Below are 21,557 nucleotides of genomic sequence, written 5' to 3'. Positions count from 1 at the left end.
AGGCACTTTGTCCTTTTTCAATTGGAGAGGAGGAGAATCCCATGATACTGCATAATGCCACCGTAGATACCATTCTGGAACGGCGAAGCGTTCGCAGCTATGCACCGCAGCAGATCACACCGGACGAACTGGAAACGATTCTGGAAGCCGGACGATCAGCCCCAAGCGGCATGAATCAGCAGTCGGCAATTGCCGTGGCAGTGCAGAGCAAGGCGGAACTGGCACAGCTGGCGGAGCTGGCAAAGGCGGCAGCCCATCAAGACCACAACCCGTTTTACGATGCACCTACTGTGATTCTGGTATTTGCCAAGATGACCAATCTGGCACCCATGGAGGACGGCTGTACGGCGATCGAGAACATGCTTCTTGCCGCGAAATCACTGGGCATCGGTACCTGCTGGATCTATGCCGTCAATGCTCTGTTTGCTTCTGATGCCGGTGTGGCGTGGCAGGATGCACATGGTATCGGAAAAGAGTACGCCATTGTCGGTTCGCTGGCGGCAGGGTATCCCGCCGGAGCAGAACCTCAGCCAAAGGAACACCATGCATTTTATAAATGCATTTAATGAAAATGGAGGAACAGACCAATGAGCAGATTTACATTGCCGAGAGATTTGTACCACGGAAAGGGAACACTGGAAACCCTGAAAACACTGGAGGGCAAAAAAGCTTTTCTTGTTGTGGGCGGCGGTTCCATGAAGCGGTTTGGATTTCTGGACAAGGCAGTCGGCTATCTGAAAGATGCCGGCATGGAAGTAGCACTGTTTGAAGGCGTAGAGTCTGATCCGTCTGTAGATACTGTGCTGCGTGGAGCAAAAGCCATGCAGGAGTTTGCTCCGGACTGGATCGTGGCAATGGGCGGCGGTTCGCCTATCGATGCCGCAAAAGCAATGTGGGTATTCTATGAATATCCGGATACCAAATTCGAAGATCTGTGCACCCCGTTCAGCTTCCCGAAGCTGCGGACAAAGGCAAAGTTTTGTGCAGTGCCCTCTACCTCCGGCACTGCCACAGAAGTGACCGCCTTTTCCATTATCACAGATAACGAAAAGGGTATCAAGTATCCGCTGGCGGACTTCAACATTACGCCGGACATCGCAATTGTGGACAGTGCACTGGCGGAAACCATGCCGTCGAAACTGATCGCACACACCGGTATGGACGCAATGACTCATGCCATTGAAGCTTACGTTTCCACGCTGCACTGCAATTATACCGATGCAGTGGCACTTCACGCCATTAAGATGATTCACCAGTATCTGAAAAAGTCTTATGACGGCTGCATGGAGGCCCGTGCGGCAATGCACGATGCACAGTGCCTTGCCGGTATGGCATTCTCCAACGCTCTGCTGGGAATCGTCCACTCCATGGCACACAAGACTGGTGCCGCATACAGCACCAGCCATATCATTCACGGCTGTGCCAATGCCATGTATCTGCCGAAGGTCATCAAGTTCAATGCCAAGGACGAAGCCGCAGCCAAGCGTTACGCGGAGATCGCGGAGCACATTGGTCTGGCAGGCAATTCCACAGAAGAACTGGTGGATTCCCTGATCGCAGAACTGCGTTCCATGAACGACAAGCTGAACATTCCCCAGTCCATTCAGAACTACGGAGCAGGCGGTGTCAAGGCAGAAACCTCGATCATCGACGAAACCGAGTTCCTCGACAAACTGCCTGAAGTGGCAGCCAATGCCATTGCCGATGCCTGCACCGGTTCCAATCCGCGTATCCCCTCGCAGGAAGAAATGGAACAGCTGCTGAAGGCTTGCTATTACGATCTGGCAGTGGATTTTTAAGAGCTTGTGTTCATAGGAAATGTGTGCGGATTTTCGAGCAAATTTTGTTGCAGACAAGGCAAAAATTCGCAGGCATACTTGGTGTCTGGCAAGAATTTTTAACGCAGTATGCAGCAAAATTTGCCGAAAAGACGCAGGCAGATGCCTATGCACACAAGCTCTAAGGAAACACTGCAAGCAGCCGGACAGGCGATATGCCTGTGTATATATTGGAACACCTTGTTCCCAACCCAATTTGAAGGAGTGTATCATTATGAGTTATCCGAAAGTTGACATTCTGTATCTGAGTGAAAAGGACATGCTGGACGCTGGCGTAAATGATGTTGTGAAGTGCACAGACACCATGGAAGAAGTGGTGAAGCTTCTGGACGACGGAGATTACCGCATGGGCGGTGAAAACGGCAACTCTCACGGCTGTATGATCAGTTTTCCGGATAATCCCGCATTCCCGAACATGCCGAAGAACGGTCCGGACCGCCGCTTTATGGCAATGCCGGCATATCTGGGCGGCAAGTTCGATATGGCGGGTGTGAAGTGGTACGGTTCCAACGTGGAGAACCGTGAAAAGGGACTGCCCCGTTCCATTCTGATGGTCATTCTGAACGACAAGGACACCGGTGCTCCCAAGGCATTCATGTCCGCAAACCTAATCAGTGCATACCGTACCGCAGCCATTCCGGGCGTTGGCGTAAAGCTGCTGTCCAAGCCGGATTCCAAGGTGCTGGGTGTTGTAGGACCGGGCTTCATCAACAACATCACCATTGAAACCTTTGCAGCACTTCGTCCCTCGCTGGACACCCTGAAGATCAAGGGACGCGGCAGAGCCTCCATTGACCGCTGCATTGCCTATGTCAAGGAACACTGCCCGCAGTTCAAGAACATCATCGTCTGTGATACCATGGAAGAATGCTGCAAGGACGCAGACATTATGACCATTGCCGTTTCCACGCCTACCGGCGGACACGCCAACTATCCGTTTATCCAGCGGGAATGGCTGAAGCCGGGCTGTCTGGTGTGTGCACCGGGTGCCGTAGATTTTCCGGACGAACTGGTCTGCGACCCAAAGGTAAAGCTGGTTGTAGACAACAAGAAGCTGTACGAGGCATGGGCAGAGGAATATCCGTATCCCACTTTCGATAAGATGTTCCTGCTGGGTGACAAGTTCACCGACCTCGACCATGACGGCAAGCTGGACTGGGGCGTGGTACAGAACATCGGTGCCATTGCCAACGGCAAGGTGCCGGGCAGAGAGTCCGACGATCAGATCATTCTGTACTCCATCGGCGGCATGCCGGTAGAAGATGTGGCATGGGGCAAGACCGTGTATGAAACGGCTCTGGAAAAGGGCATCGGCACGAAGCTGAACCTGTGGGACGCACCGTATTTGTATTGAGAAAACGCTGCATAAAGCCCGCCTGACGGCTTTGCACGCAATCTGCGTGCAAGTTTTATGCAGTGTTTCCTTAAGTATTAAGAATCTTGTAAATCACAATTCCGGGAAGTCTGCCGTGACCGGTTTGTCCGGCAGACTTTTCGGCAGTCAGGAAAGAGGCGTTTCCCATGAAGAAATACGACCCGTTTGAAAATGTGCAGACGGTAATGGAACAGGCGGCGATACTGGGAAAGATCGACCGCAGAATGTTTGAGATCATCAAGAATCCCCAGCGGGAAACGAAGGTGTATCTTCCCGTAGAAATGGACGACGGCAGCATTCGGGTGTTCGATGGCTATCGTGTGCAGCACTCCAATATCCGCGGCCCGTTCAAGGGTGGTATCCGTTACCACCAGAACTGCGACCTGAACGAGATCAAGGCACTTGCCACATGGATGTCCCTGAAATGTGCTGTGGCGAATATTCCTTACGGCGGTGCAAAAGGCGGCATTCAGGTGGATCCCAGTACCTTGTCCAAGCGGGAACTCTGCCGTCTGACACGGCGGTATACCTACGCCATTGAACCGCTGATCGGAGCGGACAAGGATATTCCCGCACCGGATGTAAACACCAATGCCCAGACTATGGCGTGGGTGCTGGATACTTATAGCATGCTCCACGGAAAACCATGTCCGGGCGTAGTGACCGGAAAGCCTGTGGAACTGGGCGGTTCCAGAGGACGTGCTTCCGCCACCGGCAGAGGCGTGGTCATTGCCACCCAGCTGGCTCTGAAGACCAACGGCGTGGATTCACTGGACGGCGTAAAAGTTGCCGTGCAGGGTATGGGTAATGTTGGAGCCAACGCGGCACGAATTTTCTGCCACCGCAACGCCTGCGTTGTGGCACTCAGCGATGTGTCCGGCGGTATTTACTGTGAATCTGGATTAGATGCCGATGCGGTTTCCGCGTTTCTGGAAGAGGGGCACCTGCTGAAAGACTATCAGGCAGAGGGCGTTTCTCATATTTCCAACACGGAACTGCTGACTTGTGACTGTGATGTGCTGGTGCCGGCGGCTCTGGAAAACCAGATCAACGCCGAAGTTGCAGAACAACTTCGCTGCCGGTACATCGTAGAGGGTGCCAACGGTCCTACTACTGTGGAAGCAGATGCGATTCTGGAACAGCGTGGCATTACTCTGATTCCGGATATTTTCGCCAACAGCGGCGGCGTGATCGTGTCCTATTTCGAATGGGTGCAGAATATCCAGGAACTGACGTGGGAACGCTCACAGGTCAACGAGATGCTGGAAGAACGGAAAAAGACGGCATGTTCTTATCGTATGGCAGCTTATATCGTAGCACTGCGGCGGCTGCTGTACGCCGAGGACATCAAGGGACTGTCGCAGGAAACGGGAGTGTAGAAGGGAAACACTGCATAAAGCCCGTCTGACGGCTTTGCACGCAATCTGCTTGCAGCGTTTCCGTAGAAAAAGAGAGGTGTTGCATCATGACAGGCAATGTTGCATTCATGTTCGTATGTACCATTATGGTATTCTTTATGACACCGGGGCTGGCATTCTTTTACGGCGGCATGGTAAGACGGAAAAACGCCCTGAACACCATGATGTTTTGCATGGCAATGATGGGAATCGGTATGCTGCTGTGGTTTCTCTGCGGCTATTCGCTGAGCTTCGGCAAGGATCATGCCGGCATTATCGGCGACCTGAACAATGTGCTGATGCGGAATGTTTCGTGGGAAGTTACCGGCGGAGAGGGCGATGCACCGGAAATGGTGTCTGCTCTGTTCAACATGATGTTCGCAGTGATCTCGCCGGCAATCATTCTGGGAGCCGTGGCAGAACGCATGAAATTTTCCAAAATGATGTTGTTCGTGGTGATCTGGTCGTTCCTGGTATATTACCCGCTGGCACATATGGCATGGGGCGGCGGACTGCTGGAGATGATCGGTTCCATTGACTTCGCCGGCGGCAACGTCATTCATATCAGCACCGGTGTTTCCGGACTGACGGCATGCATCATTCTGGGCAGCCGGAAAGGCTACGGAGCCATGTCCTATCACCCGCACAACATACCGTTGTTTCTGCTGGGAGCCTCCATGCTGTGGATGGGCTGGTTCTGCTTCAACTGCGGCTGTGCCGGTGGTGCCAACAGTATCGCCGTTCTGGCGTTTGCCAATACAGCACTTTCCTCCGCCGCAGGCATGGTGGTATGGATGCTCATCGAAGCACTGGTGCAGAAAAAGTGCACCGTCATGGGTGCCGTGACCGGCGGCATCGTGGGGCTGGTCGGCATCACGCCGGGAGCAGGCTATGTGCCGCTGTGGTCGTCCCTGATCATCGGTGCAACGGCAGCTCCGATCTGCTATCTGGCAATTTCCAAGATGAAGAAAAAGTTCGGCTATGACGACGCACTGGACGCATTCGGCTGCCACGGTGTCGGCGGTATCTGGGGCGGTATCGTGACTGGTATTTTCGCCACCAAGCAGATGAACGATGCGGTTCCGCAGGAAGGCTTGCTGTTCGGAGATTACCGGCTGTTTCTCTCCCAGCTGGGGGCAATCGGCATTTCCATTGCAGTGGCAGTGGTCATGACGACTATTATCATGCTGGTACTGAAAAAGTGCAGCGGTGTGCGGGTATCCGATCTGGAAGAAGCACAGGGGCTGGATCTGATCGAACACGGCGAACGTGCATATCCGGCGTTCAACGGACTGGATTGAGGAGGTGCGAGATCATGAAAAAAATAGAAGTGATTTTCCGACCGGAAAAGCTGGAGCCGCTGAAAGAAAAGCTGCTGGCAGCTGGTGTGCAGGGTGTGACTATTTATCAGGTGCACGGCTGCGGAAACCAGCACGGCTGGATCGCCTATCACCGCGGCAATGAGGTCATGATGAACACGCTTCCGAAGGTCTATCTAATGACAGTGGTGCCGGACGACCGCGTGGAGGACTTCCTGCAACTGATCAAGGAAAACGTCTATACCGGAACTGTGGGCGACGGCAAGATCTTCATTTCCACCGTGGACGAGTGTATTCGTATCCGGACAAATGAAACCGGCGACGCGGCACTTTGACAGGAAATAAAAGGCAATACCGTGCAAAGTCGCCAGACGCTCTTTGTGCGGTATTGCCAAAAGCAACTATAAACTGTACATATTGGAATATGGAAGAAAGCACGGTCTGCATCTGGCAGTTCGTGCTTTTTTCGGTGGTGGGATAACTCGATATTGTTTGTATGGGGCGATGCCCACATCGCCCCGCGTTCGACTGCTTTATTTCACAAATCCACCGTCATATTTGCAATTTTCACTTCAATATGGTATACTATAAAAGTAACACGAAAAGCAACACGGCACAATGCCCGATCGGAGGTGAACCCATGCCCATTTCCATATCCACCGGCAGAAAAATGCAGATGTTTCTGCTGGATCTGCTCTATCCCAATCGCTGCCCCTGCTGTAACTGTTCTATTTCTTGGCGGGAATATCTCTGCGAAGCCTGCCGGCAGGAAGTGACTGCGGAACCGGCAGACGCATTTTGTCCCCTTTGCGGAAAGTTGCCGCGGGACTGCTTCTGCGGCACAGGTCTGTCCTATGACCGTGCCGCGATTCTGACAGAATACACCGGAGCCGCCCGTGCCGGTGTGCTGTCCATGAAGTCCGCGGCAAGTCTGCACTTCGGCAGATTCTGCGGGAACGTGCTGGGACAGCGGATCGCCGAAGATGCGGTGCTGTCCGGCTATGACTTGGTTGTTCCTGTACCCATGCAGCTGCGGAAACAGCGGAAACGCTGCTGTAATCCTGCCGCAGTATTTGCCAGGGAGATCGCCGCTGTCACGCGGATTCCCTACCGGCAGGACATACTGCACGACAACGGCACCGGCAAGACGCAGCACACCCTTTCCGCCGCCGAACGCCATAAAAATGTGGAACAGTTTTCTGCCGCTCCGGTATCGCTGGAAGGCATGCGGGTTCTGCTGTGCGATGATGTACTCACCACCGGCAGCACCATGAACCGCTGTGCCGCCTTGCTGAAAGCACAGGGTGCGGCAGAAGTGGCTGCCATATCCATAACCACAACTGCAATGGAATCACCCTCAAAAGAACCCACACACGGCTGATTTCCGATACGGACAATGGCCCGCCAGAAAGGAAACCGACATGAATTGGATTCTACTGTTACTCGCTCTAGTGATGATCGCCTGTATTCTCTGCAACAAGCTGACCAGTAAGATCGGCATGCCCGTGCTGCTGGCATTTCTTGCCGTGGGTATGCTCTGCGGCGTGGACGGTCCGCTGCATATCCGTTTCGACAACTACGCCCTGACGGAAACCCTCTGTACCATCGCACTGATCTTTATCATCTTTTACGGCGGATTCGGCACCAAATGGCGTGCGGCAAAACCAGTTGCCGGAAAAGCGGTGCTGCTGTCCACTCTGGGCGTGTTCCTCACAGCTGCGGCAATGGGCGTGTTCTGCCGGTTTGCTCTGCACACCGGCTGGCTGGAGGGCATGCTCATGGGGGCAGTGCTTGGCTCTACAGATGCCGCCTCCGTCTTTTCCATACTCCGTTCTAAAAAGCTGGATCTGAAATACGGAACGGCTTCTCTGCTGGAAGTGGAAAGCGGCAGTAACGACCCAGTGGCATATCTGATGACTACCATTGTGCTTGCCATGATGGCCACAGAAATTTCCGCCGGCAGAATGCTGTACATGATTTTCGCCCAGATCGTCTACGGGGTGGGAATCGGTGCCGTTCTGGCAGTCTGCACGGTCTTTTTCCTGCGGCGGTTCCGATTTGAAACGTCCGGCTTCGATACCGTTTTTATGGCTGCCATTGCGATTTTGTCCTATGTGCTGCCGGTACTTATCGGCGGCAACGGCTATCTGAGTGCCTATATCGCCGGCATCATTCTGGGCAACCAGAAGATTCCCAACAAAAAGAATCAGGTGCATTTTTTTGACGGCGTGACGGGATTTATGCAGCTGATGGTGTTTTTCCTGCTGGGGCTGCTCTGCACGCCGTCGAAGCTGGGGAGCGTGATCCTGCCGGCACTGGCGATCGCGGTGGTGCTGACATTTGTGGCACGTCCGCTGGTCGTGGGCGTGCTGCTGACACCGTTTCGGGCAAAACTGCCGCAGCAGCTTCTGGTTTCATGGGCAGGACTGCGTGGAGCAACGTCTGCGATCTTTGCCTTGACCGCGGTGGCAAGCGGCGTACATCTGCAATACGATCTGTTTCATCTGGTATTCTGTGTGGTGCTGTTTTCCATTGCCCTGCAAGGAACGCTGCTGCCGCTGGTTTCCCGAAAGCTGCACATGCTGGACGATTCCACAGACGTTCTGAAAACCTTTACCGACTATACCGAAGAAAAGGAACTACAGCTGCTGCGGCTGCCGCTGGAGGCGGGAAACAGCTGGGTAGGAGCTGCGGTCAGTACTCTGACACTGCCGCCGGAAACCATTCTGGCAGCAGTCCTTCGCGGTGGCGACTGTCTGGCACCGCGGGGAGATACCGTGCTCTGTGCCGGTGATGTGGCGGTGCTGGCTGCCGGACACTGCGGCGAAAAGCTGCGGCATATCCAGCTGAACGAACTGGAAATTACATCGGAACACGACTGGAACGGCAAGACACTGGCGGCACTGAAGCTGCCGAAAGAAGAGCTGGTGATCCATATCCGCCGCGGAAAAGAAACGGTGATCCCGCAGGGAAGCACGGAAATTCTTGCCGGTGATGTGCTGGTCATGTACTGCTCCGAAAAAACTGCTTGAAAGATGTGAGAGAATTTGAAAAAGTGGACTCCGAAACATGTAAACTGGCTCAAGGCACTGAAAATTGCTGCCGGAGCCGTGGCGGCGATTCTGCTGGCAGAAGCTTTCGGCTTGCAGAATGCCGCTTCTGCCGGTATCATCACGCTGCTGACTGTACAGAACACCCGACGGGAAACAGTCATGAGCAGCGTGCGGCGGTTCAGCGGCTTTGCAATGATGACGCTGCTCTGCCTGCCGATCTATCATTTCTGCGGCACAGCACCGTGGGCATTCGGCATCGTACTGCTGTTGCTGCTGCTGATTTGCTACAGCTTCCGCATGGACGATGCCACGCCGATCAACGCTGTCATGGCAACCCACTACATGCTTGCCGGCGGTGTCACTCTGCACATGGTGGGGAATGAAGTGCTGCTGCTGGTCATCGGCAGCGGCATCGGCGTTTGCCTGAACTGGTTCATGCCGCGGAATCTGGGGAAAATCCACATCATGCAGCGGGAACTGGACGAGGAGATCCGCGGGATTCTGGAACGCATGTCCATGCGGCTCCTGGAGGCAGACCATACCGGCTACGGGGACAGCTGCTTTGCCGAAACCGAACGGCTTTCCGGCGAACTGCGGCAGGAGATCGACGCATTCCTGCAAAACCAGACGTGGCAGGACGACATTTATTTTATGCGGTATGTGGAGATGCGGCGGGAACAATGCCGTGTGTTGCAGGTGATCTATCGTCAGCTGCTGCGGCTGAATCAGGTGCCGGAACAGGCGAAGCCGCTGTCTGCATTTCTGGCGGATATTGCGGTGCACTTCCATGAGGGAAACGACTGCTCTGCTCTGTTGGAACAGCTGGAATCCCTGTACGCGGCATACCGGCAGGACGAACTGCCGGACACGCGGGAAAGCTTTGAGAACCGTGCAATTCTTTACAGCATTCTGACAGAATTGCAGTCTTTTCTACAGATCAAGCGGCAGTTCTATCTGACCCTGCCGGAGCAGGAACGCAAGCAGATGTTCGAACGGCTGATGCAGGCATGATTATTGTGCGGTGCTGATCGGTTCGATCGCGGCAATGTTGCCGGACAATTCCGGATAGACGGAAACCGTTCCGGCGGTTCTGGCGGCATCGGAGAGCGATTCGGTTTCCACAATGAACTCCAGCACGTTGGCACCGTCTGCACAGCTGCGGTAGCGGTGGGTGCTGTCGGTGTGCTGGTCTGCCTTGATGTCGCCCACGCGGACGGTAAACACAGAGCCGCTTTCCAACGTCACCTGAAACCGGTCGCCGCAGCCCTCTGTCAGCCAGCCTGTCCCCATGGCAACCAGATAGTCATCACAGCTTCGCCGCAGCCCGCGGCTGTCTGTCCACGCATTCTGCTGTATGGCGTACTGTTCGGAACTGGTGTCCGTAATGGTGCGGTAGTCCATGTAGGCTTTGAATGCGGTATCGTATTCCTGAAAAAATGCATCTGTTTCCGGCGGTGTCTGCGGTGCTTCTGTAGATGCCGCCGTGGTTTCTGTGGTGATAACTGTGGTGCATGTTGAAGTAGTTGTCGCTGTGGTTTCCGTTGTGGTTTCGAGAGATGTGCCGCTGGTTGCGAGCGGCGGTGCTGTTGTAAGCGGTGTTGCCGTCGGCGGCGGGACAGCGGCAGCAGATTCTGTCTTGCAGACCGGAACAGCAGCGGCTGTGGAAAACGGCGGGGCAGACAGCGGCACCGTATCACGAACGGCAGTGCTCACATCGGGGGCAATTGCCTGTGTACGGGGCAGTGCGGCTTCACTCCACGCCGGCACCTGCTGAACAGTCAGCGTGCAGAAACAGCCGGCACAGAACACGGAAAACAAACTGGAAAATCGAAACATACAAGACCTCCTGACAAAATCAGATTCATTGGCGGCGTTGTCCAAGCATATGCGAATCAGCAGCATGGATATGCAGAAACGCTTTCGGATTTGTGGATTCTGATTTGAAGTAAACTGTTGAAACTGTGCAGAATGATGAAATTGGCGAAAATTTTGCAAAACGCCTTGACAAATCCGGTGGATTCGCGTATACTGAAGGCAGTTAAATTCCATGAGCAAAAGTAAGTAGCCGGCAAAACGGTAGCACAGAGAGTCGGGGGTGGTGGAATCCCGATGTATACGCTGTCTGGTGAATGGGTTTGTGAGAAGCGAGGCGAACGGGCAGATGCCCCAGTACCTGATGCCGCATCTCCTGCGTTATCGGGAGAAAGATATATCCGGTAAATACGGCGTATCTGAAAAGAGGGAAACGAATGCTTATCGTTTCTGAATTTGGGTGGCAACACGTAGACAACAAGTCTGACGTCCCATAGGTGTGGGACATCAGGCTTTTTTTATTTGCATAAAGGAGTGAATGCGTCATGTTAAAACCATCATTGGAGAAAGTCAAGGCACTGGCAAAACAGTATAACACCATTCCCGTGTTCTATGAGTTTTCTGCCGACAATCAGACCCCGCTGAACATCTACACGGCTCTTTCGAAAGACAGCCGGAATTCATTTATTCTGGAAAGCGTCAGCAACGGTGTGCAGTGGGACCGGTATTCGTTTGTTGGCGTTTCACCGAAAGAGGAGATCTGCATTACCGGTAATACCGCAGAGATCCGCACTGGTGACAAGATTGAAACGAAAGAAGTGGAACAGCCCATTGCCTTTCTGAAAGAACGCATGGCAGCATATCGCTCTCCGGTGCTGGAGGGTGCTCCCAATTTCACCGGCGGTCTGATCGGCTATTTCGGATACGACACCGTCCGCTACATGGAAAAGAAACTGACTCATGTGCCGGAAGATGACATTCACATGCCGGACTGCCATCTGTTCCTGTATGAGGAACTGCTGGCATACGACCACCTCACCAGCAACGGCATTGTCATTCTAAACCTGCACACGGACGGTGATCTCGGAGCACAGTACGCGGCGGCACAGTGGAGAGCTGAAGAACTGGCAGACATTGTCCGCCACTATAATCCGCAGCCGCAGGTACGGCAGCATCACGGAGAGGCTGTGGTACGCTCCAACCTCACCAAGGAACAGTACAGCCAGATGGTACGGGACGCAAAGGAGTATATCCGGAACGGCGATATTTTCCAGATCGTGCTTTCCCAGCGGTTCGAGATCAGCAATCCGCCGGACAGCTTTTCCGTTTACCGGAAACTCCGTGCCACGAACCCGTCACCGTATCTGTACTATTTCCACACACCGGAATATGACGTGGCAGGGGCTTCACCGGAAATGCTGGCAAAGGTGACAAACGGTGTAATTCACAACCGTCCCATTGCTGGCACCAAGCCCAGAGGGCGGACACCGGAAGAAGACATCGCCAACGAAAAGGCACTTGCCGCAGACCCGAAGGAACGTGCAGAGCACACCATGCTGGTGGATCTGGGACGAAATGATGTGGGAAAGGTTTCCGAATTCGGCAGCGTAAAAGTGACAAGATATATGGTGACAGAACGTGCATCGAAAGTCATGCATCTGGTTTCTGATGTGGAGGGCAAGCTTCGCAAAGACCAGACCGCACTGGACGCACTCATGGCGATCCTGCCGGCGGGAACGCTGTCCGGTGCTCCGAAAGTACGTGCTATGGAACTGATCGACCAGTTCGAGAACAAAAAGCGTGGACTTTACGGCGGCACCGTAGGGTATCTGGGATTTGACGGAAACATCAATACCTGTATTGCAATTCGCACCGTGCTGTTTGCCAACGAAAAGGCATATGTACAGGCGGGTGCCGGTATTGTGGCAGATTCTGTGCCGGAAAATGAGTATTACGAAACCGTCAACAAGGCGTTGGCAGTCATCAATGCCATTAAGGAGGCAGAACAATGATCTTACTGATTGATAACTATGATTCGTTCACCTATAATCTGTATCAGTATATCGGTGAACTGTACCGTGACATTCAGGTAGTCCGCAACGACGAGATCACCATTGAGCAGATCGAAGCTCTGCACCCGCAGGCACTGATCCTCTCTCCGGGACCGGGATACCCGAAAGATGCCGGCATCACCATGGAGGCGATCCGCCACTTCAACGGCAAGATTCCGATGCTGGGCGTGTGTCTGGGACATCAGTCCATTTGTGAAGCTTTCGGCGGAACAATTGTCCGTGCTTCCCACCTGATGCATGGCAAGGCAAGCCAGATGGTACTGGATATGACCTGCCCCATTTTTGCAGGACTGCCCAAGACGGTTTCCTGCGGCAGATACCATTCTCTGATCGCACAGGAATCGGATTTTCCGGCATGCCTGAAAGTGACTGCACGGGACGAGAACGGACAGATCATGGCACTGGAACATCGGGAAACCCAGACCTATGGCGTACAGTTCCACCCCGAATCCCTGCTGACCGGCGATGGTAAGCGTATGCTGGCAAACTTCCTGAATCTGATTCCGGACGTATCTGTGCCGCTGCCGCCCATTGTGGAAGAACGGCCTAAGACGGAACTGAAAAAGTATATCGCACAGGTGACCGACGGCAAGGATCTGACAGAAGCAGAAGCACAGGACGCAATGGACATCATCATGAGCGGCAGTGCGACCGATGCACAGATCGCCGGTCTGCTGGTGGCTCTCCGCATGAAAGGCGAAACCATTGCAGAGATCACCGGTTTTGCCAAGGGCATGCGGCAGAAGGCCAAGCATGTCACCGGCTGCGAGAACTCCATTGAGATCGTGGGAACCGGCGGCGATCTGGCGAACTCGTTTAACATCTCCACCACATCTTCCTTTGTTATCTCTGCGGCAGGCATGCCGGTGGCAAAGCACGGCAACCGGAGTGTTTCCAGTAAAAGCGGTGCGGCAGATGTGCTGGAAAGTCTGGGCGTGAAGATTCAGACCACACCGGAGCAGGCAAAGGCTTCCATTCAGGAGATCGGTATCTCGTTCCTGTTTGCACAGAGTTATCACGGTGCTATGAAGTACGTGGCTCCGGCACGAAAGGAACTGGGGATCCGTACCGTATTCAATGTGCTGGGACCTCTGACCAATCCGGCATCGACCGATTATATCCTTCTGGGCGTATACGAAAAGGCACTGCTGCCGGTAATGGCACGGGTGCTTATGGGGCTGGGCATCAAGAATGCGATGATCGTCTACGGCAACGACCGGCTGGATGAGGTGTCCATTTGCGATAAGACCTCCGTGGCAGAGGTACGGGACGGCAAAATCACAGAGTATGAGATCGCTCCGGAGGACTTCGGCTTCCCGCGGGCAGACAAGTCGGAAATTGTCGGCGGCGTGGCAGATGAAAACGCCAAGATCGCACGGGGCATTCTGGACGGCTCCATTCAGGGGGCAAAGCGGAATATCGTTCTCATGAACGCCGGCTGTGCCCTGTATGTGTCCGGCAAGGCAGCCACCATTGCAGACGGCATTCAGCTGGCTGCCCGGCAGATCGACAGCGGCAGGGCGTTGGCAAAGTTACAGCAGCTGGTGGAATTCACCAATCGGAATGTGTGAGGTGCGGAAATGATTTTAGATGAGATCATGAAGTATCGTGCCCGGCAGCTGGAACGGGAAAAGGCTGCCTACGGACTGGAAGAAATGCAGAAGCGTGCGGAAAAGGCACTGGCGGAGCGAAAGCCGGTTTCTCTGAAAGCGGCACTGCGGCAGGATACGCTGTCCTGCATTTGTGAAGTGAAAAAAGCGTCCCCGTCCAAGGGACTGATTCGGGCAGATTTTCAGCCGGTGGAAATTGCAAAGGCGTATGAAGCCGCCGGAGCGAGTGCCATTTCCTGCCTGACGGAGGAGCATTACTTTCAAGGCTCGTCCGCATATCTGACGGCGATCCGGCAGGTGGTTTCTCTGCCGGTCCTGCGGAAGGATTTTCTCTTTGATGCATATCAGGTTTACGAGGCGGCTGCCATTGGGGCAGATGCAGTGCTTTTGATCGCCGCCGTGCTGCCGCCGGAAACGCTGGCGGAACTGTACCGGCTGGCGTATTCGCTGGGGCTGGAAGTTCTCGTAGAGGTGCACAATCAGGAGGAACTGGAACAGATCGCATTTCTGGAACCGCAGATTCTGGGTGTGAACAACCGGAATCTGAAAACCTTTGAAGTCAGTCTGGACACCGTGGCAAAGCTGAAACCCTTTGCACCGGAGCAGGCAGTGTTTGTATCGGAAAGCGGTATCCGGAACAATGCCGATATGCAAATGGTGCGGCAGCTGGGAGCAGATGCGGTGCTGATCGGAGAAACGCTGATGCGTAGCGATGATATTGCCGGAACGCTGCACCAGCTGCGGGAGGGCGTATGAAAATCAAGTTTTGCGGAATCCGGCGGCTGGAAGATGTGGCGTTCTGCAACGAGCTCCAGCCGGAATATCTGGGCATGATCTTGTCATCAGGATTTCGCCGGACGATCTCGCCGGAAACGGCAGAACAGCTGGTAAAAGCCAAAAGCCGCAGCATTGCCGCAGTCGGCGTGTTCGTCAACGAAACGCCGGAGCACATTGCACAGGTGCTGAAACAAGTGCCGCTGGACGTGATACAGCTGCACGGCAGTGAAACGGCAGAGATCGTTTCCGGTGTGCGATGGCGTACCGGTTTACCGGTATGGAAAGCGGTGCAGGTGCAGACTGCCGCCGATATACAGGCAGCCCGGCAGCTGGGAGCAGACCAGCTGATTCTGGAGGGCAAAGCTGGCGGCATGGGCATTGCCGCAGACTGGGAACTGATCGCCGGAGCAAAACCGGCACAGCCGTTTCTGCTGGCTGGCGGACTGACACCGGAGAATGTGGCAGAAGCCGCAGCCAGGGTACAGCCGGACGGCGTGGACTTTTCCAGCGGCATCGAAACCGGCGGTGTAAAAGACTATGCAAAAATGAAGCGAATTGTAACGATAATACGAGGTGTATAACATGGGCAAGGTAGGAAGATTTGGTATTTTCGGCGGGCAGTATGTGCCGGAAACCGTTATGAATGCAGTGCATGAATTGGAAGAAGCTTATGCGAAATACGGCAATGATCCGGAATTTCTGGAAGAATACCGGACACTGCTGCGGGACTATGCCGGCAGACCGTCAATGCTGTACTATGCAGACCGCATGACCAAAGATCTGGGCGGCTGCAAGATCTACCTGAAGCGGGAAGACCTGAACCATACCGGTGCACATAAGATCAACAACGTGCTGGGACAGATCTTGCTGGCAAAGAAAATGGGCAAGAAGCGGATCATTGCCGAAACCGGTGCCGGACAGCACGGCGTGGCAACTGCAACTGCTTGTGCAATGTTTGATATGGAATGCGAGATCTATATGGGTAAAGAGGACGTTCGCCGTCAGCGGCTGAACGTATACCGTATGGAACTGCTGGGTGCAAAGGTCAACAGCGTGGACAACGGCACTGCAACTCTGAAAGATGCGATCAACGAGGCAATGCGTGACTGGGCAACCAATATTGACACGACATTCTACCTGATCGGCTCTGTCATGGGACCGCACCCGTATCCGACCATGGTGCGGGATTTCCAGAAGGTCATTGGCGAGGAAGCCAAGAAACAGCTGATGGAAAAAGAGGGAAGACTGCCGGATTGTGTGGTTGCCTGCGTCGGCGGCGGCTCCAATGCAATGGGTATGTTCTACGATTTCATTCCGGATGAGAGCGTTCGTCTGGTGGGTGCGGAAGCAGCCGGAAAGGGTATTGATACCAAGCTGCACGCTGCAACAGTTGCCAAGGGCAGCCTCGGCATTTTCCACGGCATGAAGTCCTACTTCCTTCAGAATGAAGAGGGACAGATCGCACCGGTTTACTCCATTTCCGCTGGTCTGGACTATCCGGGTGTCGGACCGGAGCACGCAAACCTCTATAAGACCGGACGTGCGGAATATGTGCCGATCACTGACGAAGAAGCTGTACAGGCTCTGGAATATCTGTCCCGCACAGAGGGCATCATTCCGGCAATCGAATCTGCCCATGCTGTGGCTGCGGCACTGAAGATCGCACCGGAGATGAAACCCGATCAGATCATGATCATCAATATTTCCGGCAGAGGAGATAAGGACATGCAGCAGATCGCAGAATACAGAGGAGTGAAGATCGATGACTAAGAATAAGATTGATGCAAGACTGGAACAGTGCAAGGCAGAGGGCAGAAAAGCCCTGATCACATTTATCACTGCCGGTGACGGCGGCTATGACTGCACCGAAAAGGCAGTGCTGGAAATGGCGAAAAACGGAGCAGATCTGATCGAACTGGGCGTACCGTTTTCCGATCCGATCGCAGAGGGACCGGTGATCCAGTGTGCCAGCGAACGCTCCCTGCGGAGCGGTACCACTCTGGTGGGTATTTTCGATCTGGTACGCCGTCTGCGGAAAGAAACCGATGTGCCGCTGCTGTTGATGATGTACCTGAACACCATTTTCCGTTTCGGAACCGACCGTTTTTTCGCACTCTGTGAGGAATGCGGCATTGACGGTGTCATTGTACCGGATATTCCCTTTGAGGAAAAAGACGAGATTCAGGGCAGTGCAGATGCCCACAATGTACACAATATCAGTCTTGTAACACCGGCAAGCGAAGATCGTATCCAGATGATCGCTTCGGAAGCAACCGGTTTCCTGTACTGTGTATCCTCCAACGGTGTAACTGGTGTTCGCAGCCAGTTCCAGACAGATTTCGCACCGTTCTTTGAGAGGATCCACAAGTACGCAAAGGTTCCCTGTGCTGTAGGATTTGGCATTTCCGGTCCGGAAGCAGCCAGGGAGATGAGCCAGTACTGCGACGGCGTGATTGTCGGCAGTGCCGTTGTGCGGCTGGTGGAACAGTACGGCAGCGATGCACCGAAGGAGATCGGGGCATTTACCAAGAGCTTGCGTGACGCACTGGACGCGTAAGCTTTCTGGTGATAATTTTCAAAAAAAGATTGACAACCCACCGGAAATCTGCTATACTATAACTATCGATAAGTTTTTTCAGCGATGAACGGAGTGACTGCTGCGGAAGCTGCACAGAGAGGGCGTGTCTGGTGAGAACGTTCCGGCTGGGGCACAGGTGCTGTCCGGGAGCTGTTTCGGGAAACCGAAACGTATTTCCTGCGTTAAAGGAGCACGAGGGAAGTGTTTGTACGCAATCACTTCTGAATTTGGGTGGTAACACGAAGGCTTTCGTCCCATTTGGCGGCGAAAGCCTTTTTTGTATACAGGAGGGAATGTGTATGCTGCCAATGGACTGCCACACCCACACCGGCATTTCTCCCGACGGTTCGGGCATGGTTGCCGGACATGTGGAACAGGCGAAAAAGCTGGGGCTGCCGGTGCTGGCTTTCACGGAACATGTGGAGATGAATCGCTATTTTCCGCAGGCACACTACAATACCCTGCCGCGGAACGAGTGGGAGATCTTTGACCATGCCGCCGTGCTGGAACAATCGCTGGAAGCTGTCACTGCCGCAAAGGAACAGGCAGCCACAGCCGGTCTGACACTGCTGTGCGGCATGGAAATGGGGCAGCCCAATGCAGATTTCGGGCTGTCGGCTGCTGTTGGAGCAGATGCACGGCTGGACTTTATCATTGCCTCGCTGCATGAACTGCTGGCTCGACCGGATTTCTTCTGTCTGGATTATTCACAGGAGAACATTCCGGCTCTCATGGAGCAGTACTTCGACCAACTCTATGACATTTGCCGCTGGGGAAAGTTTGACGTGCTGGGACACCTGACCTACCCGCTTCGCTATATCGAAGGGGAAGCAGGGATTCCCGTGCCGCTGGAACCGTATCTGGAACAGATTCGCTGCTGCTTTCGGGCACTGGCGGAAAACGGCAAAGGTATTGAACTGAACACTTCCGGCTATCGGCAGAAGTACGGCAAGCCGTTTCCTACGTTGGAATACCTGAAACTCTATCGGGAACAGGGCGGCGAGGTGCTGACCTTTGGCTCTGACGCACACTGTGCGGAAGATCTGGCAAAAGGCATTGCAGAGGGGGTGGAACTGGCAAAGGCTGCCGGCTTCACACGAGCCTGTTATTTTGTACAACGAAAACCGGTCTATATCACACTTTGACTGGTTTTTCAAATTATTTTTCAGGAAAGGCTGGGTTTCTCATGAAAGAACAATTACTGGAATTATTGCAGCAGAACGCCCGACTCACCAACGCGGAGCTGGCGGTTATGCTGGACACAACAGAAGCAGAAGTCGCCGACGCGATCCGAGCGTTGGAAAATGACGGCGTGATCAAGGGCTATAGTGCCATTGTAGATGACGAACTGGCAAACAAGGACATGGTAACGGCAATCATTGAACTGCGTGTTACCCCGCAGCGGGACAGCGGCTATGAGGAGATCGCTCATACCATTATGCAGTATGACGAGGTGGAGAGCATTGCTCTGATGGCAGGTGCCTACGACCTTTCCGTGACTGTGCGGGGAACTAATGTGAAAGACGTTTCCATGTTTGTTTCGCAGCGGCTGGCAACGCTGGCAGGCGTATTGTCCACTGCGACCTATTTTGTACTGAAAAAATACAAGGAAAAAGGCATCATTATTGAAGGCGAAGAAAAGGACGAACGGGGCTACTATTTCCCGTGATGTCCGACAGGAAAGGGGAGAAAACTCGTGTTGAATTATGACACGCTTCTTTCAGATCAGGTAAAGAAAATGAAGCCCTCTGGTATCCGGAAATTTTTCGATCTGGCTGCCATGATGGAGGGCGTGATCAGTCTGGGTGTCGGAGAGCCGGACTTTCAGACACCGTGGACAGTACGAAAAGCTGCCGTGGACAGTCTGGAACGGAAACGCATGGTGTACACTGCCAATTCCGGTATGGCAGATCTGCGAAAAGAGATCTGTCATTATCTGAAACGCAAGTACCACCTGACTTATCATCCGGAAAACGAAACATTGGTTACAGTGGGCGGTTCGGAGGCGATCGATCTTGCGATTCGTGCAACCGTCAATCCGGGAGATGAAGTTCTGATCGTAGAGCCGTCTTTCGTTTGCTATAAACCGATCGTGGAACTGATGCACGGTGTAGCAGTTCCGATCTCCACCAAGCTGAAAAACAAGTTCAAGCTGACACCGGAGGAACTGCGTTCCCATATCACAGAACGCACAAAGATGCTGATCCTGCCCTATCCGAACAACCCTACCGGCGGCATTATGACCAGAGAAGATCTGGAGGCGATTGCGGAAGTTCTGCGGGATACTAATATCTTGGTGCTGTCCGATGAGATCTACTCGGAACTGACTTATGGCAGAAAGCATGTTTCTATTGCCGAAATCGACGGCATGTGGGAACGGACGATTTATGTCAGCGGTTTCTCGAAAGCATTTGCCATGACCGGCTGGCGGCTGGGCTATGTCTGTGCTCCGGAACCGATTGCGAAGCAGATGCTGAAAATTCACCAGTATGCCATTATGAGTGCTCCCACATTGAGCCAGTATGCCGCTATTGTGGCACTGCGGGAATGCGATCAAGAAGTGCAGAAAATGGTGGACGAATACAACCGCCGCCGCCGCATGCTGGTAGACGGCTTTAACCGCATTGGTCTGACCTGCTTTAATCCGGAAGGGGCGTTTTACATGTTCCCCTGTATCCGGAGCACCGGCATGACCAGTGAGGAATTCTGCGAAACGCTGTTGCAGGAAGAAAAAGTTGCCGTGGTACCGGGCAATGCGTTCGGGGAAAGCGGTGAGGGCTTTGTGCGTGTTTCCTATGCGTACTCTCTGAAGCATTTGCAGGAAGCACTGGTTCGCATCGAACGTTTTGTCCAGCGGCATCAGGGGGAAAATCAATGCGAGCAGTAACCAGAACGGCTCCGGCAAAAATCAATCTGGGGCTGGATATTACAGGCACTCGTGCAGACGGGTATCATCTTCTGGAAACCGTGTTTCAGGCAGTTTCCATTGCGGACACGGTGACAGTTGCCCTGACGGAATCACCGGAAATCACACTGACCTGTGATGTGCCGGCAGTGCCGTGCAGCCCGAAAAATATTGCGTGGAAAGCGGCACAGCGGTATCGGGAGGCAGCCGGCTTGCAGTCCGGTGTGCAGATACAGATCCTCAAGCGGATTCCTATGGAAGCCGGTATGGGCGGCGGCAGTACAGATGGTGCTGCGGTGCTGCTGGCATTGCAGGAACTGACAGGGAATGCTCTGCCGCAGGAAAAGCTGCTGGAAATTGCAGTTTCACTTGGGGCAGATGTGCCGTTTTTCCTTTACGGCGGCACTGCCTATGGGGCTGGCATCGGAGAAAAGCTGGAACCGCTGCCGCTGTTTTCCACAGATTGTCTGGTAATCGCCAAGGGTACCGCAGGCGTATCCACGGCACAGGCATACGGGGCAATCGATGCCCTGCAAAATCCGAAACACCCACCAGTGCAGCAGCTGCGAAAGGCGTTGGAAGCCGGCGGAACTGCTGCGGAAATTGCTCCGCTTTGCGGTAATTTGTTTGAACTGGCGGTGGAACTGGAAGAAGTACAGCAGATTCGCAGCACCATGCTGGAACAGGGGGCACTTTGCAGTGTCATGACCGGCAGCGGTGCGGCAGTGTTCGGCTTGTTCCCGAATCGGGAATCTGCGGAATCTGCCTGTGCAGTTCTGTGGAAACAGGTACCGTTTGCGGAAGTTTGTCACACATTATAA

20 protein-coding genes are annotated in these 21,557 nt (G+C 53.9%); 19 read left to right on the top strand and 1 reads right to left on the bottom strand.

Annotation, left to right across the window (positions count from 1 at the left end):
- Positions 1-41 precede the first annotated feature (41 nt).
- The 9 genes from DXB92_RS11265 (at position 42) to DXB92_RS11225 (ending at position 9,993) form a co-directional block, all read left to right on the top strand.
- Positions 42-566, top strand: coding sequence for a nitroreductase (locus DXB92_RS11265; protein ID WP_021683393.1), 525 nt, complete (start codon positions 42-44; stop codon positions 564-566).
- A gap of 21 nt (positions 567-587) precedes the next feature.
- Positions 588-1,799, top strand: coding sequence for an iron-containing alcohol dehydrogenase (locus DXB92_RS11260; RefSeq protein ID WP_117733921.1), 1,212 nt, complete (start codon positions 588-590; stop codon positions 1,797-1,799).
- A gap of 253 nt (positions 1,800-2,052) precedes the next feature.
- Positions 2,053-3,192: a tyramine oxidase subunit B gene (locus DXB92_RS11255; protein WP_117733920.1), complete on the top strand. Its 1,140-nt coding sequence runs from the start codon at positions 2,053-2,055 to the stop codon at positions 3,190-3,192.
- Between the two features lie 167 nt (positions 3,193-3,359).
- Positions 3,360-4,592 carry a Glu/Leu/Phe/Val dehydrogenase gene (locus tag DXB92_RS11250; RefSeq protein WP_117733919.1) on the top strand — a complete coding sequence of 411 codons (1,233 nt, stop codon included), beginning with the start codon at positions 3,360-3,362 and terminating at the stop codon, positions 4,590-4,592.
- An 86-nt stretch (positions 4,593-4,678) separates the two neighbouring features.
- Complete coding sequence (locus DXB92_RS11245; protein WP_117733918.1) at positions 4,679-5,911, top strand: ammonium transporter; 1,233 nt, start codon at positions 4,679-4,681, stop codon at positions 5,909-5,911.
- 14 nt (positions 5,912-5,925) lie between these two features.
- Positions 5,926-6,264, top strand: coding sequence for a P-II family nitrogen regulator (locus tag DXB92_RS11240; RefSeq protein WP_021683448.1), 339 nt, complete (start codon positions 5,926-5,928; stop codon positions 6,262-6,264).
- A gap of 305 nt (positions 6,265-6,569) precedes the next feature.
- Positions 6,570-7,310 carry a phosphoribosyltransferase family protein gene (locus DXB92_RS11235; RefSeq protein ID WP_181977044.1) on the top strand — a complete coding sequence of 247 codons (741 nt, stop codon included), beginning with the start codon at positions 6,570-6,572 and terminating at the stop codon, positions 7,308-7,310.
- Between the two features lie 40 nt (positions 7,311-7,350).
- Positions 7,351-8,961, top strand: a complete 1,611-nt coding sequence (locus tag DXB92_RS11230; RefSeq protein WP_117733916.1) for a potassium/proton antiporter — start codon at positions 7,351-7,353, stop codon at positions 8,959-8,961.
- 15 nt (positions 8,962-8,976) lie between these two features.
- Positions 8,977-9,993 carry an aromatic acid exporter family protein gene (locus DXB92_RS11225; protein ID WP_117733915.1) on the top strand — a complete coding sequence of 339 codons (1,017 nt, stop codon included), beginning with the start codon at positions 8,977-8,979 and terminating at the stop codon, positions 9,991-9,993.
- On the opposite strand, the gene DXB92_RS11220 is transcribed toward DXB92_RS11225, so the two are convergent.
- The gene (locus DXB92_RS11220) at positions 9,994-10,818 is read right to left on the bottom strand and encodes a hypothetical protein (RefSeq protein ID WP_117733914.1); all 825 of its coding nucleotides are present in this window, start codon (positions 10,816-10,818) and stop codon (positions 9,994-9,996) included.
- Positions 10,819-11,339: 521 nt separating this feature from the next.
- Between DXB92_RS11220 and trpE the strand changes: the two genes are divergently transcribed.
- The 10 genes from trpE (at position 11,340) to ispE (ending at position 21,557) form a co-directional block, all read left to right on the top strand.
- Positions 11,340-12,806, top strand: coding sequence for an anthranilate synthase component I (trpE, locus tag DXB92_RS11215; protein WP_117733913.1), 1,467 nt, complete (start codon positions 11,340-11,342; stop codon positions 12,804-12,806).
- Positions 12,803-14,437, top strand: coding sequence for a bifunctional anthranilate synthase component II/anthranilate phosphoribosyltransferase (locus tag DXB92_RS11210; RefSeq protein ID WP_117733912.1), 1,635 nt, complete (start codon positions 12,803-12,805; stop codon positions 14,435-14,437). The genes trpE and DXB92_RS11210 overlap by 4 nt, the downstream gene beginning before the upstream one ends.
- 9 nt (positions 14,438-14,446) lie before the next feature.
- Positions 14,447-15,232: an indole-3-glycerol phosphate synthase TrpC gene (gene trpC / locus DXB92_RS11205; RefSeq protein WP_021683456.1), complete on the top strand. Its 786-nt coding sequence runs from the start codon at positions 14,447-14,449 to the stop codon at positions 15,230-15,232.
- On the top strand, positions 15,229-15,834 hold the full coding sequence (locus tag DXB92_RS11200; protein ID WP_117733911.1) for a phosphoribosylanthranilate isomerase: 606 nt from the start codon (positions 15,229-15,231) through the stop codon (positions 15,832-15,834). Before trpC ends, DXB92_RS11200 begins: the two co-directional genes overlap by 4 nt.
- A 1-nt stretch (position 15,835) precedes the next feature.
- Entirely contained in the window at positions 15,836-17,023 is a 1,188-nt protein-coding gene (gene trpB, locus DXB92_RS11195; RefSeq protein ID WP_117733910.1) for a tryptophan synthase subunit beta, read from the top strand.
- Positions 17,016-17,810 (top strand): tryptophan synthase subunit alpha, encoded by a 795-nt coding sequence (trpA, locus tag DXB92_RS11190; RefSeq protein WP_117733909.1) that lies wholly within the window; start codon positions 17,016-17,018, stop codon positions 17,808-17,810. Before trpB ends, trpA begins: the two co-directional genes overlap by 8 nt.
- A 320-nt stretch (positions 17,811-18,130) precedes the next feature.
- Positions 18,131-18,976, top strand: a complete 846-nt coding sequence (locus DXB92_RS11185; protein ID WP_181977043.1) for a histidinol-phosphatase HisJ family protein — start codon at positions 18,131-18,133, stop codon at positions 18,974-18,976.
- A gap of 41 nt (positions 18,977-19,017) precedes the next feature.
- Entirely contained in the window at positions 19,018-19,500 is a 483-nt protein-coding gene (locus tag DXB92_RS11180; RefSeq protein WP_021683461.1) for an Lrp/AsnC family transcriptional regulator, read from the top strand.
- 27 nt (positions 19,501-19,527) lie between these two features.
- A complete protein-coding gene (locus tag DXB92_RS11175; RefSeq protein ID WP_117733907.1) occupies positions 19,528-20,718 on the top strand; it encodes an aminotransferase class I/II-fold pyridoxal phosphate-dependent enzyme in 1,191 nt (396 codons plus the stop codon).
- Positions 20,706-21,557, top strand: a complete 852-nt coding sequence (gene ispE, locus DXB92_RS11170; protein WP_117733906.1) for a 4-(cytidine 5'-diphospho)-2-C-methyl-D-erythritol kinase — start codon at positions 20,706-20,708, stop codon at positions 21,555-21,557. Before DXB92_RS11175 ends, ispE begins: the two co-directional genes overlap by 13 nt.

Origin of the sequence: Ruminococcus sp. OM06-36AC (genome assembly GCF_003438725.1) — a bacterium.
GTDB classification, from domain to species: Bacteria; Bacillota; Clostridia; order Oscillospirales; family Ruminococcaceae; genus Ruminococcus_C; species Ruminococcus_C callidus.
Note: the sequence above shows the minus strand (reverse complement) of the source record. Positions and strands in the feature narration are given on the sequence as shown.

What these genes read in the sequence shown, in the direction of transcription:
- trpC (WP_021683456.1), top strand. Translation starts at nt 14,447, where the DNA reads ATGATTTTAGATGAGATCATGAAGTATCGTGCCCGGCAGCTGGAACGG.
- DXB92_RS11210 (WP_117733912.1), top strand. Translation starts at nt 12,803, where the DNA reads ATGATCTTACTGATTGATAACTATGATTCGTTCACCTATAATCTGTAT.
- DXB92_RS11220 (WP_117733914.1), bottom strand. Translation starts at nt 10,818, where the DNA reads ATGTTTCGATTTTCCAGTTTGTTTTCCGTGTTCTGTGCCGGCTGTTTC.
- DXB92_RS11260 (WP_117733921.1), top strand. Translation starts at nt 588, where the DNA reads ATGAGCAGATTTACATTGCCGAGAGATTTGTACCACGGAAAGGGAACA.
- DXB92_RS11255 (WP_117733920.1), top strand. Translation starts at nt 2,053, where the DNA reads ATGAGTTATCCGAAAGTTGACATTCTGTATCTGAGTGAAAAGGACATG.
- DXB92_RS11245 (WP_117733918.1), top strand. Translation starts at nt 4,679, where the DNA reads ATGACAGGCAATGTTGCATTCATGTTCGTATGTACCATTATGGTATTC.
- DXB92_RS11200 (WP_117733911.1), top strand. Translation starts at nt 15,229, where the DNA reads ATGAAAATCAAGTTTTGCGGAATCCGGCGGCTGGAAGATGTGGCGTTC.
- DXB92_RS11235 (WP_181977044.1), top strand. Translation starts at nt 6,570, where the DNA reads ATGCCCATTTCCATATCCACCGGCAGAAAAATGCAGATGTTTCTGCTG.
- ispE (WP_117733906.1), top strand. Translation starts at nt 20,706, where the DNA reads ATGCGAGCAGTAACCAGAACGGCTCCGGCAAAAATCAATCTGGGGCTG.
- DXB92_RS11180 (WP_021683461.1), top strand. Translation starts at nt 19,018, where the DNA reads ATGAAAGAACAATTACTGGAATTATTGCAGCAGAACGCCCGACTCACC.
- DXB92_RS11240 (WP_021683448.1), top strand. Translation starts at nt 5,926, where the DNA reads ATGAAAAAAATAGAAGTGATTTTCCGACCGGAAAAGCTGGAGCCGCTG.
- DXB92_RS11250 (WP_117733919.1), top strand. Translation starts at nt 3,360, where the DNA reads ATGAAGAAATACGACCCGTTTGAAAATGTGCAGACGGTAATGGAACAG.
- trpE (WP_117733913.1), top strand. Translation starts at nt 11,340, where the DNA reads ATGTTAAAACCATCATTGGAGAAAGTCAAGGCACTGGCAAAACAGTAT.
- DXB92_RS11230 (WP_117733916.1), top strand. Translation starts at nt 7,351, where the DNA reads ATGAATTGGATTCTACTGTTACTCGCTCTAGTGATGATCGCCTGTATT.
- DXB92_RS11185 (WP_181977043.1), top strand. Translation starts at nt 18,131, where the DNA reads ATGCTGCCAATGGACTGCCACACCCACACCGGCATTTCTCCCGACGGT.
- trpB (WP_117733910.1), top strand. Translation starts at nt 15,836, where the DNA reads ATGGGCAAGGTAGGAAGATTTGGTATTTTCGGCGGGCAGTATGTGCCG.
- trpA (WP_117733909.1), top strand. Translation starts at nt 17,016, where the DNA reads ATGACTAAGAATAAGATTGATGCAAGACTGGAACAGTGCAAGGCAGAG.
- DXB92_RS11265 (WP_021683393.1), top strand. Translation starts at nt 42, where the DNA reads ATGATACTGCATAATGCCACCGTAGATACCATTCTGGAACGGCGAAGC.